The following is a 20017-nucleotide window of genomic DNA, read 5'->3' on the forward strand; positions in this document are numbered from 1 at the left end:
GATTGTGCTGTCTGCGCGCCCGGGTGGCACGGCGGGAGAGTCGCGTTCGAACAGGTGTGCGCATCCGGCCGGTTCCCCGTACGATGGTCAGGTGAGTGACCGCCTCGTCGTCCAAGGTGCCCGTGAGCACAACCTCCGCAACGTCGACCTCGATCTTCCGAGGGACAAGCTGATCGTCTTCACCGGTCTCTCCGGTTCCGGCAAGTCCTCGTTGGCCTTCGACACCATCTTCGCCGAGGGCCAGCGGCGCTACGTCGAGTCCCTGTCCGCGTACGCGCGGCAGTTCCTCGGCCAGATGGACAAACCGGACGTCGACTTCATCGAGGGTCTGTCGCCCGCGGTGTCGATCGATCAGAAGTCGACCAACCGCAACCCGCGGTCGACGGTCGGCACGATCACCGAGGTGTACGACTACCTCCGCCTGCTCTTCGCTCGCGCCGGAACACAGCACTGCCCGCAGTGCGGCGAGCGCGTGACGGCCCAGACACCGCAGCAGATCGTCGACCGGCTGCTCGAGCTCCCCGAGGGGACCCGCTACCAGGTGCTCGCACCGGTGGTGCGCGGTCGCAAGGGCGAGTACACCGACCTCTTCAAGGAGCTCCAGGCCAAGGGCTTCGCCCGCGCCCGGGTCGACGGCGAGGTCGTGCAGCTCACCGAGCCTCCGACGCTCGAGAAGAAGCTCAAGCACACGATCGAGGTCGTCATCGACCGCCTCGTCGCGCGCGACGGGGTGCAGCGCCGGCTCACCGACTCGGTCGAGACAGCCCTCGGGCTGGCCAGCGGCCTCGTCGTCGTCGAGATGGTCGACGCGGAGGCGGACGACCCGGACCGGGAGCGCAAGTTCTCCGAGCACCGTGCCTGCCCGAACGACCACGTGCTCAGCCTCGACGAGATCGAGCCCCGCACGTTCTCGTTCAACGCCCCCTACGGCGCCTGCCCCGAGTGCACCGGGATCGGCGTGCGCCTCGAGGTCGACCCCGAGCTCATCGTCCCGGACGAGGACAAGACCCTGGCCGAGGGTGCTATCGCTCCGTGGAACCAGGGATCGTCCGAGTACTTCGCTCGCGTGCTCGGTGCGCTCGCGAAGGATCTCGGCTTCTCGATGGACACGCCGTGGCGTGCTTTGCCCGAGCGCGCCCGCAACGCCGTGCTGCACGGCCAGGACCACGAGGTCCAGGTCAAGTACAAGAACCGCTGGGGTCGCGAGCGTCAGTACTCCACCGGCTTCGAGGGTGCGATCACGTTCCTGCACCGCCGGCACGCCGAGACGGAGTCGGACTGGTCGAAGGAGAAGTACGAGGCGTACATGCGCGAGGTCCCGTGCCCCGTCTGCGACGGCACGCGCCTCAAGCCCGAGGTCCTCGCCGTCCGCGTCGGTGGACGGTCGATCGCCGACGTGTGTGCCCTGCCGCTGCGCGAGTGCCGTGACTTCCTCGACCAGCTCGAGCTCGGCGTGCGGGAGCGAGCGATCGCGACCCAGGTGCTCAAGGAGATCCAGGACCGTCTCGGGTTTCTCCTCGACGTGGGTCTCGACTACCTGTCTCTCATGCGCCCTGCCGGTACCCTCTCGGGTGGTGAGGCCCAGCGCATCCGCCTCGCGACGCAGATCGGTTCCGGTCTCGTGGGCGTGCTCTACGTCCTCGACGAGCCGAGCATCGGTCTGCACCAGCGGGACAACCGTCGGCTCATCGACACGCTGACCCGTCTGCGCGACCTCGGGAACACGCTCATCGTCGTCGAGCACGACGAGGACACGATCCGCGCCGCGGACTGGGTGGTCGACATCGGACCCGGCGCCGGCGAGCACGGCGGACGGGTGGTGCACTCCGGTGACTACGCGGGACTGCTCACGGCTCCCGAGTCGGTGACCGGCGCATACCTCTCCGGGCGGCGGTCGATCCCCATGCCGCTCGAACGACGCGCGACCGACCCGAGCCGAGCAGTGAAGGTCGTCGGCGCGCGGGAGCACAACCTCACCGGGATCGACGTGTCCTTCCCGCTCGGTGTCCTCACCGCCGTCACAGGAGTGTCGGGCTCGGGGAAGTCGACGCTCGTCAACTCCATCCTCTACACGGTCCTGGCGAACGAGCTCAACGGCGCCCGTCAGGTCGCCGGTCGGCACAAGCGGGTCGTGGGCCTCGAGCACCTCGACAAGGTCGTGCACGTCGACCAGGGACCGATCGGTCGGACGCCCCGCTCGAACCCCGCGACGTACACCGGCGTCTGGGACCACGTACGCAAGCTCTTCGCGGAGACCACCGAGGCGAAGGTTCGCGGGTACCTCCCGGGCCGGTTCTCCTTCAACGTCAAGGGCGGGCGCTGCGAGGCGTGCTCCGGCGACGGCACCATCAAGATCGAGATGAACTTCCTCCCGGACGTCTACGTGCCCTGCGAGGTCTGCCACGGTGCCCGGTACAACCGCGAGACGCTCGAGGTCCACTTCAAGGGCAAGACGGTCGCGGACGTGCTCGACATGCCGATCGAGGAGGCCGCGGAGTTCTTCGCGGCGGTCCCAGGAATCTCGCGGCACCTCAAGACGCTCGTGGACGTCGGGCTCGGGTATGTCCGTCTCGGCCAGTCCGCGCCGACCCTGTCCGGGGGCGAGGCGCAGCGCGTCAAGCTGGCCAGCGAGCTCCAGAAGCGCTCGACCGGCCGGACGATCTACGTGCTCGACGAGCCGACCACGGGTCTGCACTTCGAGGACATCCGCAAGCTTCTCGCTGTGCTCCAGTCCCTCGTCGACAAGGGCAACTCCGTGCTCGTCATCGAGCACAACCTCGACGTCATCAAGAACGCCGACTGGGTCATCGACATGGGTCCGGAGGGTGGCTCCGGAGGTGGGCTCGTCGTCGCCGAGGGCACGCCCGAGCACGTCGCGAGCGTTCCGGCCAGCCACACCGGCCGCTTCCTCGCGGAGGCTCTCCAGGCGCACCCGACCGCGCGGGTCGCGGCCCTCGCGAAGGCCCCGGCCTCGAGTCCGGTCAAGGCCGTCGCGAAGAAGAAGACGCCGCGGTCACGGGCGAAGCTCGCGACCTAGGACGCCGGTGCGTGCGCGACGACGATCGGGCTGACGCGGACCGGGAAGTTCACGGAGCGTGCGATGAAGCAGTGGTCGTGCGCCCGTGCGTGCAGCTCGGCGACGATCTCTGCGTGGTCGCCCGGAGTTCCTGGCGCGAGGACGGCCCGCGGTCGGAGCTCGACCTCGGTGAACTGTCCCGCGCCGGCGGCTTCCACGCGCATGGTCCCGATCGCGTGGTCGGTGTACTCGACCACGACCACGTCGGCCTGCGCCGCCATGTGGAGGAACCACAGCAGGTGGCACTGCGCGAGGGACGCCACGAACAGCTCTTCCGGGTTGTGCCGTGACGGGTCGCCCCGGAAGGCCGGGTCGGCGCTGCCGAGGATGTCGGGCTTGCCGTCGACAGCGACGGTGTGGTCTCGCGAGTAGGCCGTGTAGCTCGACGTACCCGTCTCGCCGGCTCCGGTCCAGGTGATGGCGGCTGAGTACGCGTGAAAGGCTCCCATGCCGTCACCGTAGTCGGAACTCGCACACAGTGACACCCGTCACAGCCGCGTGCGGTGCTCGTGCCGGTCCGGAGCAAGGGTGTCAGGTGTCTGAACTAGGCTCGTGAGCATGGCCGATCCTGCTACCTACCGCCCCGCTCCGGGAGAGATCCCGACGACCCCGGGCGTGTACCGGTTCCGGGACGAGCACGGCCGGGTCATCTACGTGGGCAAGGCGAAGAACCTCCGGGCGAGGCTCTCCAGCTACTTCCAGGACATCGCGGGTCTGCACCAGCGGACCCAGACGATGGTGACGACGGCCGCGTCGGTCGAGTGGACGGTCGTCGGCACGGAGGTCGAGGCGCTCGCGCTCGAGTACTCGTGGATCAAGGAGTTCGACCCGCGGTTCAACGTCAAGTACCGGGACGACAAGTCGTACCCGTTCCTCGCCGTGACGATGGGGGAGAGCGTGCCGCGTGCCCAGGTCATGCGTGGTGCGAAGCGGCCAGGGACGCGCTACTACGGTCCGTTCGCGCACGCGTGGGCGATCCGCGAGACGCTCGACCTGCTCCTGCGCGTCTTCCCGATCCGCACGTGCTCCGCGGGCGTCTACAAGCGCGCGCAGCAGTCCGGTCGGCCGTGCCTGCTCGGGTACATCGACAAGTGCTCGGCGCCGTGCGTCGAGCGGATCACCAAGGACGCCCACCGCGCCCTCGCGGAGGATTTCTGCGCCTTCATGGCGGGGGATACCGGCAAGTTCATGCGCCGGCTCAACGACCGCATGTCGATGGCCGCCCAGAACATGGAGTACGAGCTCGCGGCCCGGCTCCGCGACGACATCCACGCCCTCGAGCGCGCGATGGAGAAGAACGCGGTGGTCCTTCAGGACGGCACCGATGCCGACATCTTCGCGATGGTCGGTGACGAGCTCGAGGCAGCCGTGCAGGTGTTCCACGTCCGTGGCGGCAGGATCAGGGGCCAGCGCGGCTGGATCGTCGAGAAGGTCGAGGACGTCACGGACGCCGACCTCGTCGAGCACCTCCTCCAGCAGGTCTACGGCACCGCGGACGAGACGGCCGGCGGTGATCCCGGGGCTGCCCGGGACAGCGGGCTCGTCCCGCGCGAGGTGCTCGTCCCCGTCCTCCCGGCGCAGCCCGAGCAGGTCGCGACATGGCTCACGGGGCTGCGCGGCGCGAAGGTGGACGTCCGGATCCCGCAGCGCGGAGACAAGCGTGAGCTGGCGGAGACCGTGCGCAAGAACGCGGAGCACGCGCTCGCGCTGCACCGCACGCGCCGGGCGGGCGACCTCACGACGCGCAGCCAGGCGCTGCGTGAGCTCCAAGAGGCCCTCGCGCTCGAGACGGCGCCTCTGCGCATCGAGTGCTACGACATCTCCACGACGCAGGGGACGTACCAGGCCGCGTCGATGGTCGTCTTCGAGGACGGGCTCGCGCGCAAGAGCGAGTACCGCACCTTCCTCGTCCGGGGCCCGGACGGCGACGGCGCACGCGACGACACGGCCGCCATGTACGAGGTCATCACGCGTCGCTTCAAGCGCTACCTCAGCGACCGCTCCGCCACGAGCGACCTCGAGCTGGAGTCGGTCGGCGGAGAGGTCGGTCCGGACATCGACGAGAGCGAGAAGGACACGCGTGGGAAACGGTTCGCGTACCCGCCCAACCTCGTGGTCGTCGACGGAGGGCCACCGCAGGTCGCCGCGGCCGCACGTGCTCTGGCCGACCTCGGGATCGACGACGTCGCGCTGTGCGGGCTGGCGAAGAGGCTCGAGGAGGTCTGGGTGCCGAACGACCCGTACCCCGTCATCCTCAACCGTTCGTCCGAAGGTCTCTACCTGCTCCAGCGGGTGCGTGACGAGGCACACCGGTTCGCGATCAGCGCGCACCGCAAGAAGCGCAGCAAGGGCATGACCGTCTCGGTCCTCGACGACGTCCCCGGGCTCGGTCCTGCGCGCACCACCGCGCTGCTGCGGCACTTCGGGTCGCTCAAGCGGTTGCGGGCGGCGACCGCGGAAGAGATCGCCACCGTGCCGGGCATGGGGCAGCGGACCGCCGAGGCCGTCGTCGCGGCTCTCCGGCCGCCTGCCGGCGAGGTTGTCACCGCGGCGCCCGTGGCGGAACCCGCCGACCGCTGAGCCACCTGGCATGCTGGTCGCATGAGCCAGGAACCAGCACCCATGACAGTCCCCCAGGGGATCCCCGAGGTCGAAGCGGCGACACCCGCACCGGAGCCCGGCTCGAGCGAGGTCCTCATCATCACCGGCATGTCCGGCGCCGGCAGGTCACGGGCGGCCATGGTCCTCGAGGACCTCGACTGGTATGTCGTCGACAACCTGCCGCCCAAGATGCTCGTCCCGCTCGTCGACATGATGACGCGTGCCGGCTCCGCGATCACCCGGGTCGGCGCGGTCGTCGACGTCCGTGGACGAGAGTTCTTCAACGACCTCAACGACGTGCTCGCCCGGTTCCGCAAGCGCGGCATCGAGTACCGCATCCTCTTCCTCGACGCCTCCGACGAGGCTCTCGTCCGGCGCTTCGAGCAGGTCCGGCGTCCCCACCCCCTCCAGGGTGACGGCCGCATCCTCGACGGCATCGGTGTCGAGCGCCAGCTCCTGCGAGCGATCCGCGAGCGGTCCGACATCTTCGTCGACACGTCCGAGCTCAACGTCCACGACCTCGCCCGCGAGGTCCGCGAGGGTGTGGCCGAGGGCAACCACGAGACGCTCCGGATCAACGTCGTCTCCTTCGGGTTCAAGTACGGCATCCCGCTCGACGCCGACCACGTCGTCGACATGCGGTTCCTGTCCAACCCCTACTGGATCACCGAGCTCCGGCACCTCACCGGTCGGGACGAGCCCGTGCGTGACTTCGTCCTCGCCCGCCCCGGTGCGCAGGAGTTCATCGATCGCTACGTCCACGCCCTCGAGCCGGTCCTGGCCGGGTACCTCAACGAGGAGAAGCGCTACGTGACGATCGCCATCGGGTGCACCGGTGGGAAGCACCGCTCCGTCGCGGTGAGCGAGGAGATCGCCCGCAAGCTTCGCGAGATCGGGCACAGGGTCGCCGTCACGGCACGCGACCTCGGCAAAGAGTAGGGGGATGTCGGTGTATCCGATCGGAAGCCCGACGGTCGTCGCGCTCGGTGGAGGGCACGGTCTCTCGGCGAGTCTCTCGGCGCTGCGGCTCATGACCGACCGCCTCACCGCGATCGTCACCGTCGCCGACGACGGGGGGTCGTCAGGCCGGCTGCGCGAGGAGCTGGGCGTCCTGCCGCCCGGTGATCTGCGGATGGCGCTCGCGGCCCTCTGCGACGACTCCGAGTGGGGTCGGACGTGGCGTGACCTCCTGCAGCACCGCTTCACGTCGACAGGCGACCTCAACCAGCACGCGGTGGGGAACCTCCTCATCGTCGCCCTGTGGGAGCTTCTCGACGACCCCGTCGGCGGGCTCGACTGGGTGGGCAAGCTGCTCGGCGCCCGGGGGCGGGTCCTGCCGATGGCGTCGGTGCCGCTCTCGCTCGAGGCGGAGGTGGCGATCGGGGGAGATGTCGTCACGGTGGTCGGCCAGTCTCAGGTCGCGTCGACGGCCGGGCGGGTCGAGAACATCCGCCTGACCCCGTCCGACCCGCCGGCGTGCCCCGAGGCGGTCGACGCGATCATGGCGGCCGACTGGATCGTGCTCGGTCCCGGCTCGTGGTTCTCCTCGGTGATGCCGCACCTCCTCGTCCCCGACCTCGCGAGGGCGCTCCACGAGACGCGTGGTCGGCGCTGCCTGACGCTCAATCTCTCGCGCGACACCGACGAGACTCTCGGGATGACGACGATCGAGCACCTCCGGGCGCTCTACCGGCATGCACCGGACCTGAGGATCGACGCCGTCGTCGCGGACCCGTCCGCGGTCGAGGACCCGGATCTCCTCATCAAGGAGGCCGAGCACATGGGGGCCACGCTGCTCATGCGCCAGGTCGGCCGAGGGGACGGGACGCCGCGGCACGACGCCCTGCGTCTGGCCGCGGCGTACCGGGACGTGTTCGACAAGTTCCTCGGGGACGTCGGCACGATTTCCCGCTGATGGGTGAGAGCCACCCGTCAGGGATGGCAGGATTGCCCCATGGCGCTGACGGCACAGGTGAAAGACGAGCTTGCTCGCTTGAAGATCGACAAGACGTCCTATCGCAAGGCCGAGGTGTCCGCGATGCTCCGGTTCGCGGGAGGTCTGCACATCATCTCGGGTCGGATCGTCATCGAGGCAGAGCTGGACACGGCGATCGCGGCGCGGAGGCTGCGGCAGGCGATCGCTGAGGTCTACGGGCACACGTCCGAGATCATCGTCGTCTCCGCGAGCGGCATCCGGCGGGGGAGCCGGTACGTCATTCGCGTGGTCAAGGACGGCGAGTCGCTCGCACGCCAGACGGGTCTGCTCGACAACCGGGGCCGTCCGGTCCGTGGGCTCCCTCCGCAGGTGGTCTCCGCGGGCACGGGCGAGGCCGAGGCCGCGTGGCGCGGGGCCTTCCTCGCGCACGGCTCGCTCACGGAGCCGGGTCGCTCGTCCGCGCTGGAGGTCACGTGCCCCGGGCCCGAGGCGGCGCTCGCGCTCGTCGGTGCTGCGCGCCGGCTCGGCATCGCGGCGAAGACCCGTGAGGTCCGCGGCATCGACCGCGTCGTCATCCGTGACGGCGAGGCGATCGGCGCTCTCCTCACGCGCCTGGGCGCCCACGACGCCGTCGTCGTCTGGGAAGAGCGCAGGCTGCGTCGTGAGGTCCGGGGCACCGCCAACCGCCTCGCGAACTTCGACGACGCGAACCTGCGCCGCTCGGCCCGGGCCGCGGTGGCGGCGGGTGCACGCGTGGAGCGGGCGTTCGAGATCCTCGGGCCCGATCTCCCGGACCACCTGCGCCAGGCCGGCGAGCTGCGGCTCGCGCACAAGCAGTCCTCGCTCGAGGAGCTCGGGCAGCTGGCCGACCCGCCGTTGACGAAGGACGCCGTGGCCGGACGCATCCGCCGTCTGCTCGCGACCGCCGACAAGCGCGCGGAGGAGCTCGGGATCCCGGACACCGAGGCCGGACTCAGCCCGGATCTGCTCGATCTCTAGCATCCTGAGGGGTGACTGTGCCACGACGGTGGGGTGTTCTGGGTGAACAGCACACGTACTCGTGACCACGTGGAGACGAGAACTTGTCTCACGGGGACGATGGTCCCCGCACGAACTCCCGTCGGGGTATAGGCTCAAGACGTCAGATCGACCGACGGTCCGTCGCAGAATTCTTGCAGCGACCGGCAGGTTCGATCGGGCACCATCACACCAACGTACGTCGACGTACGTGAACGTTCGTCAACAACCGTGTGCGTCGGTACTGTCCGGCGCGCCCTGAGGAGGGCATAGTGACCATCCGCGTCGGAATCAACGGCTTCGGTCGTATTGGACGTAACTTCTTCCGCGCAATTCTTGCGTCCGGTGCAGACATCGAGATCGTCGGTGTCAACGACCTCACGGACAACAAGACCCTCGCGCACCTGCTGAAGTACGACTCCGTTCTGGGTCGTCTCGCAGCTGACGTGAGCTTCGACGAAGAGTCGATCACCGTCAACGGCAAGAAGATCAAGGCTCTCGCAGAGCGCAACCCGGCGGACCTCCCCTGGGGTGCCCTGGGTGCCGACATCGTCATCGAGTCGACCGGCTTCTTCACGGACGCGACCAAGGCGAAGGCGCACATCGACGCCGGTGCCAAGAAGGTCATCATCTCCGCTCCCGCGAGCAACGAGGACGGCACGTTCGTCATCGGTGTCAACGAGGGCGACTACGACCCCGCGACGATGCACATCATCTCCAACGCGTCGTGCACCACGAACTGCCTCGCGCCGATGGCCAAGGTCCTCGACGAGGCGTTCGGCATCGAGCGTGGCCTCATGACGACGATCCACGCGTACACGGGCGACCAGAACCTCCAGGACGGTCCCCACAAGGACCTCCGTCGTGCCCGCGCCGCCGCGGTCAACATCGTCCCGACCTCGACCGGTGCGGCCAAGGCCGTGGCGCTCGTCCTCCCGCAGCTCAAGGGCAAGCTCGACGGCTACGCGCTCCGCGTGCCCGTGCCCACAGGCTCGGCCACGGACCTCACCTTCACGGCTGCCAAGCCGGTCACGGTCGAGTCCGTCAACGCCGCGATCAAGGCTGCAGCCGAGGGCCCCCTCAAGGGCATCCTCGTCTACACCGAGGACCCGCTGGTGTCGTCCGACATCGTGACGGACCCTGCGTCGAGCATCTTCGACGCCGGCCTCACCAAGGTGATCGGCGACCAGGTCAAGGTCGTCTCCTGGTACGACAACGAGTGGGGCTACTCCAACCGTCTCGTGGACCTCACGGTCCTCGTCGGCGAGAAGCTCTGACCTTCGCGCTGCGAAGTACCCGGGTCACCCCGAAGTAGATGACGTCCGCGTGAGTGATGAGCCGTCCGGCACACGTCACTCACGCGGACGTCTGCATGTCCGCCCCCTGAGCTTGGAGAACCCATGAAGACGATCGAGGACCTCGGCGACCTGCGCGGAAAGCGCGTACTCGTCCGTTCAGACTTCAACGTGCCGCTCGACGGCACGACCATCACCGACGACGGCCGCATCCGCGCGGCCCTGCCGACGCTGACGTCGCTCGTCGCTGCCGGCGCGCGCGTCGTCGTGGCCGCCCACCTCGGTCGCCCCAAGGGTGCTCCTGAGGCCAAGTACTCCCTCGCTCCGGTCGCGGCACGCCTCGGTGAGCTCCTCGGCGCCCCGGTCACCCTCGCGCAGGACACCGTCGGAGAGTCCGCGAAGGCCACGGTCGCCGCGCTCGGCGACGGCGAGGTCGCCCTCCTCGAGAACATCCGCTTCGACCCGCGTGAGACCTCGAAGGACGACGCCGAGCGTGCCTCGCTCGCCGACGACCTCGCCTCGCTCGCCGACGCGTTCGTGTCGGACGGCTTCGGCGTCGTGCACCGCAAGCAGGCCTCCGTCTACGACGTGGCCCTCAAGCTCCCCTCGGCCGTCGGCGCGCTCGTGCTCAAGGAGGTCGAGTCCCTCAAGAAGGCGACGGAGGACCCCGCCCGCCCGTACGTCGTCGTGCTCGGTGGGTCGAAGGTCTCCGACAAGCTCGGCGTCATCGCCAACCTCATCACGAAGGCCGACCGCCTCCTCATCGGTGGCGGCATGGTCTTCACGTTCCTCGCTGCCAAGGGCTACTCGGTCGGCAACTCGCTCCTCGAGGCCGACCAGATCGACGTGGTCAAGGGCTACCTCGCGCAGGCCGAGGCGGCCGGCGTCGAGATCGTCCTCCCGACGGACATCGTCGTCGCCGACGAGTTCAAGGCGGACTCGCCCGCGACGGTCGTCCCGGCCGACGCGATCCCCGACGGCAAGATCGGGCTCGACATCGGTCCCGCCTCGCAGGCACTCTTCGCCTCGAAGATCGTCGACGCCAAGACCGCGGTCTGGAACGGCCCTGCCGGAGTGTTCGAGTTCGAGGCGTTCTCCGCAGGCACCCGTGCCGTCGCGCAGGCCCTCGTCGACGCGACCGCGTCCAACGGAGCCTTCACCATCGTCGGTGGCGGCGACTCGGCCGCGGCCGTGCGCATCCTCGGCTTCGACGAGGCGGGCTTCAGCCACATCTCGACCGGTGGCGGCGCGAGCCTCGAGTACCTCGAGGGCAAGTCCCTCCCCGGCATCGCCGTCCTCGACGCGTGACCGACCCCGTCCTCTCTGAAGAAGGTAGATCAACCGTGGCCACCACCCGCACACCGCTCATCGCCGGCAACTGGAAGATGAACCAGGACCACCAGGAAGCCATCCACCTGGTGCAGAAGCTCGCCTGGGCACTCAAGGACGGCAAGCACGACTTCTCGGCCGTCGAGGTCACCGTGCTCGCACCGTTCACCGACCTGCGCAGCGTCCAGACCCTCGTCGACGCCGACAAGCTCGAGCTGAGCTACGGCGCGCAGGACGTCTCGCAGCACGTCTCGGGCGCGTACACGGGCGAGATCTCGCCCGTGTTCCTCGCGAAGCTCGGCGTGAAGTATGTGGCGATCGGTCACTCCGAGCGCCGCCAGTACCACGCGGAGGACGACGCTCTCGTCAACGCGAAGTCCAAGGCTGCTCTCGCGCACGGGCTCGTCCCGATCATCTGCGTCGGTGAGGCACTCGAGGTCCGCAAGGCGGGCAACCAGGTGTCCCACACCCTCGCACAGGTCGACGGCGCGCTCGAGGGCCTCTCGGCCGAGGACGCTGCGAAGGTCGTCATCGCGTACGAGCCCGTCTGGGCCATCGGTACGGGTGAGGTCGCGACGCCGCAGGACGCCCAGGAGGTCGCCGGCGCGATCCGTGCCCGCCTGGCCGAGCGCTACTCGACCGAGGTTGCCGACGCGGTCCGCGTGCTCTACGGCGGCTCGGTGAAGTCTGGCTCGATCGCCGAGCTCATGAAGGAGACGGACGTCGACGGCGCTCTCGTCGGCGGAGCGAGCCTCGACGCCGAGGAGTTCGCGAAGATCGCTCGGTACCAGGCGCACGCCTCGGCCTGAGCTCTCCCGGGTCAGGTTCGAGTCAGCAGGCCCGTCCGTCGCGAGAGCGACCGGCGGGCCTGGTGGCTCGGCAGCTGTGATCTGGCCTATTCTTGACCTCGGTGCCGTCGGCGCCGCACATCCCGGGATCCGCAGCAAGCGCGGTGTCCCTCTCGAGTCAGAGGAATGAACGCGACTGTGGAGATTCTCCGTGTGGCCCTCGAGGTCATCCTTGTCCTGACGAGCGCCTTCATGATCCTCTTGATCCTCATGCACAAGGGCAAGGGCGGAGGCCTCTCCGACATGTTCGGAGGCGGGGTCTCCAGCAGCGTCGGGAGCTCGGGCGTCGCTGAGCGCAACCTCAACCGCATCACAGTCGGGTTCGCGCTCGTGTGGTTCACGTCGGTCGTCCTCCTCGGCCTCATCCAGAAGGTCGCCCTGTAGCACTCGGGTGATCTCGAACTTCTCTCGGAGGAGCTGCAGTGGCTGGTGGTAGTGCGATCCGTGGATCGCGTGTCGGTGCCGGACCCATGGGCGAGGCCGAGCGAGGTGACACCGCTCCTCGGTTCTTCGTCGCGTACTTCTGCGCCAACCAGCACGAGACGCGCCCCAGCTTCTCGATCGAGGCGCGCGTCGAGGCCCCCGAGCTCTGGGAGTGCACGCGTTGCGGTCTCCCGGCGGGGCAGGACCCCGAGAATCCTCCCGCGGCGGTGCGCAACGCACCGTACAAGACGCACCTCGCGTACGTGAAGGAGCGTCGCAGCGAGGCCGACGGCGAGGCGCTCCTCGACGAGGCTCTCGCCTCGCTCCGTGCGCGGCGCGGCGGTCGTCCGCTGCGCTGAGAGCGCTCTCTCCACCCACACCAGGCTCCACCCACCACGCTCCAACCCAGCAGGGTGAGAGCGGTGCCTCTCAGCCTGTCAGGCGATCCCGGAGGCTGCGTCGACGTCGACCAGCCACGCCGTGAGCAGGCGCCCGGTGGCGCCACCGATGGGCGCCTCGGAGAGTGGAGCGCCACCGAGCGCCGCTGCGACCGCGGGCGCCTTGTCCTCTCCCGACGCCACGACCCACACCTCGGCCGAGCCCTGCAGCGCCTCGAAGGTCAGCGACACGCGGTCGGACGGCGGCTTGGGGGAGTCGTGGACCGCGGTCGTCGCGCGTCCGGTGACGTCCAGGGCCGGGTGGCCGGGGAAGAGCGACGCGACGTGCGCGTCGGGGCCCATGCCCACGAGCGTGACGTCGAAGGTCGGCGACGCGGCACCCTCGGGTGCGAAGCGTGCGAGCTCGGCGGCGTAGAGCTCCGCCGACTCTTCCGCTGTGCGCGTGCCGTCCGCGGGAGCCATCGCGTGGATGTTCGCGGGCGGCAAGGACTCGAGGGAGTCGAGGAGCGCGTCGCGTGCCTGGGTCTCGTTCCGGTCGGGGTCGCCGTCGGGCAGGAAGCGCTCGTCGCCCCACCACACGTGGACCTGGGTCCAGTCGACGGCCGCGCGCACGGGGTTGGTTGCGACGGCGGCGAGCGTGCGGATACCGATGGTGCCGCCGGTGACGACGACGTGGACGGGGGACCGCACGGACTGGATGTCGAGGATCCGCGTGAGCAGTCGCGCGGCGACGGCCTCGGCGAGGACGCCCTGGGTCGGGTGGACGACGACGAGCCGCGGGGCGGTCATGCGTCGGCCTCGACGCGGGTGAGCCCCTTGGTGAGGACCTCGCCGTAGACCTCGTCGGGGTCGAGCCGGCGGAGCTCTTCGGACAGGCACTCGCGCAGCTGGCGGACCGGCAGGGCGATCCGGTGGTCCGGCTGTCCGGGTTGGCTGAGGGTGGCGATGCGTCCGTCGGGCCGGTCGAGGACGATGTCGCCCGACTTGCGAGTGAGGACGACGCGGGTGATCGCGTACGCATGGCCCTTGCGGCGCACGGTGACCGGGCACTTGAGGCCGCGGGCCAGCCAGGCGGCGAGAAGGTCCACCGACGGGTGGGACTCGTCTCCCTCGACGACCGCGGAGACGACCGGCTCGAAGGGGGCCTGGTCGAGGGCGGCGGCGAGGAGGCCGCGCCACACGGTGACGCGCGTCCACGCGAGGTCGATGTCGCCCGGCTCGTGGTTCGTGCGCAGCACCTGGAGGTTGTCGATCGGTGACGTGCAGTTCATCGAGTCGGTGATCCGGATCTTGGCCATCGCGCCGATGAGGTCCGTCGACGGGCTCTCGGGCATGTTCTGCGGCCACCACGCGACGATCGGTGCGTCGGGGAGGAGCAGCGGCATGACGAGCGTGTCCGGGTGGCCGACGAGGCCGCCCGAGGGACGCAGGATGATGACCTCGCTCGCACCCGCGTCGCCACCGACGCGGATCTCGGCGTCGAGGGCGTCGGTCGTGCGGTCGTTCGCGTTGGCGACGACGAGGATGCGGCACGGGTGCTCGCGGCTCGCGTCGTTGGCGGCGTCGACCGCCTCGGTGATGTTGTCCTCCTCCGCCACGATGATGAGCGTGAGGACGCGACCGAGGGCGATCGCGCCACCCTCCTCGCGGATCTTGATGAGGCGTTTGGCGACGGCTCCGGCGGTCGTGCCTGGCATGTCGATGATCACGTGCGGTCCTCCGTCAGGGATGAGTCAGGTGCCGGTCGAGCGCTCAGGGACGTCGCCAGGCTCGGCCGTCACGGGCGAGCATCGAGTTCGCGGACTCGGGGCCCCAGGTGCCCGAGCGGTACGGGTCAGGGGTGCCCTTGCTGGCCCAGAACTCCGTGATGGGGTCGAGGATCTTCCAGGAGAGCTCGACCTCCTCGTGGCGGGGGAAGAGAGGCGGGTCGCCGAGGAGGACGTCGAGGATGAGTCGCTCGTAGGCCTCGGGGGACGACTCGGTGAACGCGTGGCCGTAGCCGAAGTCCATCGTGACGTCGCGGACCTCCATGGCGGTCCCTGGCACCTTGGCGCCGAGGCGCAGCGTGACGCCCTCGTCCGGCTGGACGCGGATGACGATGGCGTTCTTGCCGAGCTCGGACGTGGCGGTCGACTCGAAGGGCAGGTGCGGCGCCTTCTTGAAGACGACGGCGATCTCGGTGACGCGGCGGCCGAGGCGCTTGCCGGCACGCAGGTAGAACGGGACGCCAGCCCATCGGCGGGTGTCGATGTCCACGCGGATCGCGGCGTAGGTCTCCGTCGCGGACGCGGGGTCCGTACCGTCTTCCTCGAGGTAGCCGACGACCTCCTCGCCGCCCTGCCATCCGGCCTCGTACTGGCCGCGGGCGGTGTGCTTGCCGAGGTCCTTCGGCAGGCGCATGGCCGAGAGGACCTTGATCTTCTCGGCGATGAGGTCGTTCGCACTGAAGGAGACGGGCTCTTCCATGGCGGTCAGGGCGAGGAGCTGGAGGAGGTGGTTCTGGATGACGTCGCGCGCCGCGCCGATGCCGTCGTAGTAGCCGGCGCGACCGCCGATACCGATGTCCTCGGCCATGGTGATCTGCACGTGGTCGACGTAGTTGGCGTTCCAGATGGGCTCGTACATCTGGTTGGCGAAGCGCAGCGCCAGGAGGTTCTGCACCGTCTCCTTGCCGAGGTAGTGGTCGATGCGGAAGACGTCCTCGGGGGAGAAGACCTCGGAGACGACGTCGTTGAGCTCGCGTGCGCTCTCGAGGTCGTGGCCGAAGGGCTTCTCGATGACGACGCGGCGCCAGGCGTCGTCCGTCGACTCCGACAGGCCGGAGCGGGCGAGCTGGCGGCAGACGACGGGGAAGGCGCTCGGCGGCACGGAGAGGTAGAAGGCGTGGTTGCCCTTGGTGCCGCGGATCTCGTCGAGCTCGGCGACCGTCTCGCTGAGGCGCTCGAACGCCTCGTCGTCGTCGAAGCTGCCCTGGACGAAGCGGATGCCCTCGGCGAGCTGGTTCCAGACGGACTCGCGGAAGGGCGTGCGTGCGTACTGCTTGACGGCGTCGTGGACGACCTTCGCGAAGTCCTGGTCCTCCCAGTCGCGACGGGCGAAGCCCGTGAGCGCGAAGCCTGGGGGCAGGAGCCCACGGTTGGCGAGGTCGTAGACGGCGGGCATGAGCTTCTTGCGCGCGAGGTCTCCCGTGACGCCGAAGATCACGAGGCCGCACGGGCCGGCGATGCGGGGGAGACGGAGGTCACGCGGGTCACGGAGGGGGTTCGACTCTGCGCTGATCTTTGCGGGTCTCACGTGGGTCACCAATCTCGGTTGCGCGGGGAGGCTGTGCGGCGCTTGCGGGGAGCTGTCGTGGGTCTCAGCGTGGCTCGCTGCACCCGGGTGCCGGACGTCTGAGTGACGTTCTACAGCAGACCCGGCGTGCAGCGACCACCTGTCTCAGGACTGGTCGGTCGTTCCGGTGCCGTGCACACGGTCGAGGCCGGTGGTCACGGTCGCGAGCAGCTCTTCCCAGCTGGTGACGAACTTCTCGAGGCCTTCGGTCTCGAGCGCCTCGGTGACGTCGCCGAGCGAGATCCCGAGGGCTGAGAGCCGCTCGAGGACGTTGCGCGCGTCGTCGAGAGCGGGAGTGATGGTGTCGCCGGTGATGACGCCGTGGTCGGCGACGGCCTCGAGCGTGGGTTCGGGCATCGTGTTGACGACGCCCTGCGCGACGAGCTCGGTGACGTAGAGGGTGTCCGGGTACGCCGGGTCCTTGACGCCGGTCGAGGCCCAGAGGGGCCGCTGCGGCTGTGCGCCGAGCCCGGCGAGCCGGTTCCACCGGTCGCTCGCGAGAACTTCGCGGTGCATGGCGTAGGCGCGCCGGGCGTTGGCGATCGCGACCTTGCCCCGCAGCTCGGCGGCCTCGGGGGTGCCGAGCGTGTCGAGCGCCTTGTCCACGGCGGCGTCGACGCGGCTGACGAAGAAGGACGCGACGGAGCCGATGGGCGCCAGGTCGTGGCCGGCGGCGTGCGCGGCCTCGATCCCGACGAGGTAGGCGTCGATGACCGAGCGGTAGCGCTCGAGCGAGAAGATGAGCGTCACGTTGACGCTGATGCCCTCGGCGACGGTGGCGGTGATCGCCGGGAGACCCTCGAGGGTGGCCGGGATCTTGATGTAGAGGTTCGGGCGGTCGACGAGCGTCCAGAGCGTCTTGGCCAGGGCGATCGTCGCGTGCGTGTCGCGGGCGAGCCGGGGGTCAACCTCGATGGACACGCGGCCGTCGACGCCGCCGGTCGCGTCGTAGACGGGGCGGAGGATGTCGCACGCGTTGCGCACGTCGGTGGTGGTGATGGCCCAGACGAGCTCGTCGAGCTCGGCCTCGGACGTGGGGCCGTCACCCTCGCCGAGCTGGGCGTCGTAGCTCGAGCCCTTCGCGAGGGCTCCCGCGAAGATCGTGGGGTTCGTGGTGACGCCGACCACGCCGCGGGTGGCGACGAGCTCGGCGAGGTTGCCGGACGTGATCCGCTCCCGGGAGAGGTCATCGAGCCAGATGGCCACCCCCGCCGCGGACAGCTGTGCAGTGGGTTCCGACTGGGTGGTGGCTGTGTTCTCTGGTGTCACGATGACCTCTCCTGGAGAGCGTGGTGGGTGTGCTCCGGACCGGAGCACACGTTCCGGTCTAGAGCAGTGGTGGCCCGGCCGCAACCGGACCACCACGGGTCACTGCTGGTCGCCGGCGCCGCCCTCGGACGGGATCGGCGCTGCACCGGGCGTGGCCGTCGAGACAGCCGCGATGGACTCCTTCGCTGCCGCCGCGACCGCCTCGGGCGTGAGCCCGAACTCGCGGAAGAGCGTCTTGAAGTCCGCGGACGCGCCGTAGTGCTCGATGCTCACGGTGCGGCCGGCGTCGCCGACGAGCTCGCGCCAGCCCTGGGCGATGCCTGCCTCGACCGACACGCGCGCCTTGACCGAGGCCGGCAGGACCGACTCTCGGTAGGCGTCGTCCTGCTCGTTGAACCACTCGAGGCACGGGACGGACACGACGCGGGCGTTGATGCCCTCTGCAGCCAGCGCCGTGCGGGCGTCGACGGCGAGCTGGACCTCGGAGCCGGTGCCCAGGAGGATCACGTCGGGCGTGCCCCCCTGTGCCTCGGCGAGCACGTACGCACCCTTGGCGACACCGGCCGCAGAGGCGAGCTCGTCACCGGTGGCCGCACCCGCGCCGCGGGCGAACGTCGGGACGTTCTGGCGCGTGAGGACGAGACCGGCCGGGCGGTCGGTGTGCTCGAGGATCGTCTTCCAGGCCCAGGAGACCTCGTTGGCGTCCGCGGGGCGCACGACGTCGAGGCCCGGGATGGCACGCAGCGACGCGAGGTGCTCGATCGGCTGGTGGGTCGGACCGTCCTCGCCGAGACCGATGGAGTCGTGCGACCAGACGAACGTCGTCGGGATCCGCATGAGCGCGGCGAGACGCACGGCCGGGCGCATGTAGTCGGAGAAGACGAGGAACGTGCCGCCGTAGGCGCGCGTGCCGCCGTGCAGGACGATCCCGTTGAGGATCGCACCCATGGCGTGCTCACGGATGCCGAAGTGCAGCGTGCGCCCGTAGGGGTTACCGGTCCAGGCGGTGGTGGAGTGCTCCGCCGGGATGAAGGACGGCTCGCCCTCCATGGTGGTGTTGTTCGACTCGGCGAGGTCGGCCGACCCGCCCCAGAGCTCGGGCAGTACCGGTGCGAGCGCGCCGAGGACCTTGCCGGAGGCGGCGCGGGTGGAGACGGCCTTGTCACCTTCGAAGGTCGGCAGGACGTCGTCCCAGCCGCCCGGGAGGGTCCGGGTGCTCAGGCGCTCGAGGAGCGCGGCGCCCTCGGGGTTGGACGTCTTCCAGGCGTCGAAGCCGACGGTCCACTTCTCGCGGAGGTCGGAGCCGCGTGTGCTGACCTCACGAGCGTGCGCGAGCACGTCGTCGGCCACCGCGAAGGACTCCTCGGGGTCGAGGCCCAGGTTGATCTTGAGGCCCTTGACCTCGTCGGCGCCGAGGGCGGAGCCGTGGATCTTCCCGGTGTTCTGCTTGCTCGGGGACGGCCAGCCGATGATGGTGCGCAGCGCGATGATCGACGGCTTGTCGGTCTCGGACTTCGCGGCTGCGAGAGCGGTGGCGAGCTCCTCGACGTTCTCGACGTAGCCGGTGCCACCCTCGGTCCAGTCGACGCGCTGGGTGTGCCAGCCGTAGGACTCGTACCGCGCGAGGACGTCCTCGCTGAAGGAGATGTTGGTGTCGTCCTCGATCGAGATGTGGTTCTGGTCGTAGATGACCACGAGGTTGCCGAGCTTCTGGTGACCGGCGAGGGAGGACGCCTCGGAGGTGACACCCTCCTGCAGGTCGCCGTCGCCGGCGATGACGAAGACGGTGTGGTCGAAGGGGCTCTCGCCGGGTGCGGCGTCCGGGTCGAGGAGGCCGCGCTCGCGGCGGGCCGCCATGGCCATGCCGACCGAGGAGGCCAGGCCCTGGCCGAGCGGGCCGGTGGTGATCTCGACGCCGTCGGTGTGGGCGTACTCGGGGTGCGCCGGGGTCTTGGAGCCCCACGTGCGCAGGGCCTTGATGTCGTCGAGGCCGACGTCGTAGCCGGAGAGGAAGAGCTGGAGGTAGATCGTCAGCGACGAGTGACCGGCCGAGAGGACGAAGCGGTCGCGACCGACCCACTGCGAGTCGCTCGGGTCGTGGCGCATCACCTTCTGGAAGAGCAGGTACGCGGCGGGCGCGAGGGAGATCGCGGTACCGGGGTGGCCGTTGCCGACCTTCTCGACGGCGTCGGCCGCGAGGGCCTTGATCGTCTTCACTGCACGGTCATCCAGGTCAGTCCACTCGAAGGGCTGCTCTGCGGGGGCGAACGCGTTCACCGAACCTCATTTCTCCGGGGCTTTCGCCCGCCGGAATCAGTCGTCGTGCAGGTCGTGGCAAGCAGCGCGGGCGGCCCTGCGGTGTCGGCCCCGCGCCTGGTTCTCTCTCGTGACGCTACGTGCGGAGGGTGAGGCTGTGTCGCCTCTGACCGCCATATGGTCCCGCGGCATCGCGCACGTCTGGGCCATCTGTCAAGACTATCGCGTCCGTCTCA

Annotated in this window: 16 protein-coding genes; 10 read left to right on the forward strand and 6 right to left on the reverse strand. The window is 69.5% G+C overall.

Annotation, left to right across the window (positions count from 1 at the left end; translation table 11 throughout):
* Window positions 1–91: 91 nt before the first annotated feature.
* Window positions 92–3037: an excinuclease ABC subunit UvrA gene (gene uvrA, locus ABKW26_RS04400; RefSeq protein WP_348591217.1), complete on the forward strand. Its 2946-nt coding sequence runs from the start codon at window positions 92–94 to the stop codon at window positions 3035–3037.
* On the opposite strand, the gene ABKW26_RS04405 is transcribed toward uvrA, so the two are convergent.
* On the reverse strand, window positions 3034–3525 hold the full coding sequence (locus ABKW26_RS04405; RefSeq protein WP_348591218.1) for an OsmC family protein: 492 nt from the start codon (window positions 3523–3525) through the stop codon (window positions 3034–3036). The two genes, uvrA and ABKW26_RS04405, sit on opposite strands and share 4 nt — an antisense overlap.
* Before the next feature lie 109 nt (window positions 3526–3634).
* Between ABKW26_RS04405 and uvrC the strand changes: the two genes are divergently transcribed.
* The 9 genes from uvrC (at window position 3635) to ABKW26_RS04450 (ending at window position 12884) form a co-directional block, all read left to right on the forward strand.
* Complete coding sequence (gene uvrC, locus ABKW26_RS04410; protein ID WP_348591219.1) at window positions 3635–5656, forward strand: excinuclease ABC subunit UvrC; 2022 nt, start codon at window positions 3635–3637, stop codon at window positions 5654–5656.
* A gap of 21 nt (window positions 5657–5677) precedes the next feature.
* On the forward strand, window positions 5678–6616 hold the full coding sequence (rapZ, locus tag ABKW26_RS04415; RefSeq protein ID WP_348591220.1) for an RNase adapter RapZ: 939 nt from the start codon (window positions 5678–5680) through the stop codon (window positions 6614–6616).
* A 4-nt stretch (window positions 6617–6620) separates the two neighbouring features.
* Entirely contained in the window at window positions 6621–7592 is a 972-nt protein-coding gene (gene yvcK, locus ABKW26_RS04420) for a uridine diphosphate-N-acetylglucosamine-binding protein YvcK (protein WP_348591221.1), read from the forward strand.
* Window positions 7593–7631: 39 nt separating this feature from the next.
* Entirely contained in the window at window positions 7632–8612 is a 981-nt protein-coding gene (gene whiA / locus ABKW26_RS04425) for a DNA-binding protein WhiA (protein WP_348591222.1), read from the forward strand.
* Window positions 8613–8902: 290 nt separating this feature from the next.
* Complete coding sequence (gene gap / locus ABKW26_RS04430; protein ID WP_348591223.1) at window positions 8903–9907, forward strand: type I glyceraldehyde-3-phosphate dehydrogenase; 1005 nt, start codon at window positions 8903–8905, stop codon at window positions 9905–9907.
* A gap of 123 nt (window positions 9908–10030) precedes the next feature.
* Window positions 10031–11233: a phosphoglycerate kinase gene (locus tag ABKW26_RS04435; protein WP_348591224.1), complete on the forward strand. Its 1203-nt coding sequence runs from the start codon at window positions 10031–10033 to the stop codon at window positions 11231–11233.
* A 35-nt stretch (window positions 11234–11268) separates the two neighbouring features.
* The gene (gene tpiA / locus ABKW26_RS04440; RefSeq protein ID WP_348591225.1) at window positions 11269–12063 is read left to right on the forward strand and encodes a triose-phosphate isomerase; all 795 of its coding nucleotides are present in this window, start codon (window positions 11269–11271) and stop codon (window positions 12061–12063) included.
* A gap of 177 nt (window positions 12064–12240) precedes the next feature.
* Complete coding sequence (secG, locus tag ABKW26_RS04445; RefSeq protein ID WP_348591264.1) at window positions 12241–12486, forward strand: preprotein translocase subunit SecG; 246 nt, start codon at window positions 12241–12243, stop codon at window positions 12484–12486.
* A gap of 38 nt (window positions 12487–12524) precedes the next feature.
* Window positions 12525–12884 (forward strand): RNA polymerase-binding protein RbpA, encoded by a 360-nt coding sequence (locus ABKW26_RS04450; protein ID WP_348591226.1) that lies wholly within the window; start codon window positions 12525–12527, stop codon window positions 12882–12884.
* A 78-nt stretch (window positions 12885–12962) separates the two neighbouring features.
* Here ABKW26_RS04450 and pgl read toward each other — a convergent pair whose 3' ends face one another.
* From pgl to tkt, 5 genes are all read right to left on the reverse strand, one after another.
* Window positions 12963–13712, reverse strand: coding sequence for a 6-phosphogluconolactonase (gene pgl / locus ABKW26_RS04455; RefSeq protein ID WP_348591227.1), 750 nt, complete (start codon window positions 13710–13712; stop codon window positions 12963–12965).
* Window positions 13709–14632: a glucose-6-phosphate dehydrogenase assembly protein OpcA gene (locus tag ABKW26_RS04460; protein WP_348591228.1), complete on the reverse strand. Its 924-nt coding sequence runs from the start codon at window positions 14630–14632 to the stop codon at window positions 13709–13711. Before ABKW26_RS04460 ends, pgl begins: the two co-directional genes overlap by 4 nt.
* 43 nt (window positions 14633–14675) lie before the next feature.
* Window positions 14676–16217 carry a glucose-6-phosphate dehydrogenase gene (gene zwf, locus ABKW26_RS04465; RefSeq protein WP_348591229.1) on the reverse strand — a complete coding sequence of 514 codons (1542 nt, stop codon included), beginning with the start codon at window positions 16215–16217 and terminating at the stop codon, window positions 14676–14678.
* Between the two features lie 144 nt (window positions 16218–16361).
* The gene (tal, locus tag ABKW26_RS04470) at window positions 16362–17525 is read right to left on the reverse strand and encodes a transaldolase (RefSeq protein WP_348591230.1); all 1164 of its coding nucleotides are present in this window, start codon (window positions 17523–17525) and stop codon (window positions 16362–16364) included.
* Window positions 17526–17624: 99 nt separating this feature from the next.
* On the reverse strand, window positions 17625–19802 hold the full coding sequence (gene tkt, locus ABKW26_RS04475) for a transketolase (protein ID WP_348591231.1): 2178 nt from the start codon (window positions 19800–19802) through the stop codon (window positions 17625–17627).
* Between the last annotated feature and the right edge of the window lie 215 nt (window positions 19803–20017).

The sequence above is a fragment of the Sanguibacter sp. 25GB23B1 genome (genome assembly GCF_040012415.1).
Taxonomy (GTDB): domain Bacteria; phylum Actinomycetota; class Actinomycetes; order Actinomycetales; family Cellulomonadaceae; genus Sanguibacter.

Coding starts and splice junctions, on each gene's coding strand:
- ABKW26_RS04405 (WP_348591218.1), bottom strand. CDS start 3,525: ATGGGAGCCTTTCACGCGTACTCAGCCGCCATCACCTGGACCGGAGCC.
- uvrC (WP_348591219.1), top strand. CDS start 3,635: ATGGCCGATCCTGCTACCTACCGCCCCGCTCCGGGAGAGATCCCGACG.
- rapZ (WP_348591220.1), top strand. CDS start 5,678: ATGAGCCAGGAACCAGCACCCATGACAGTCCCCCAGGGGATCCCCGAG.
- yvcK (WP_348591221.1), top strand. CDS start 6,621: ATGTCGGTGTATCCGATCGGAAGCCCGACGGTCGTCGCGCTCGGTGGA.
- whiA (WP_348591222.1), top strand. CDS start 7,632: ATGGCGCTGACGGCACAGGTGAAAGACGAGCTTGCTCGCTTGAAGATC.
- ABKW26_RS04435 (WP_348591224.1), top strand. CDS start 10,031: ATGAAGACGATCGAGGACCTCGGCGACCTGCGCGGAAAGCGCGTACTC.
- pgl (WP_348591227.1), bottom strand. CDS start 13,712: ATGACCGCCCCGCGGCTCGTCGTCGTCCACCCGACCCAGGGCGTCCTC.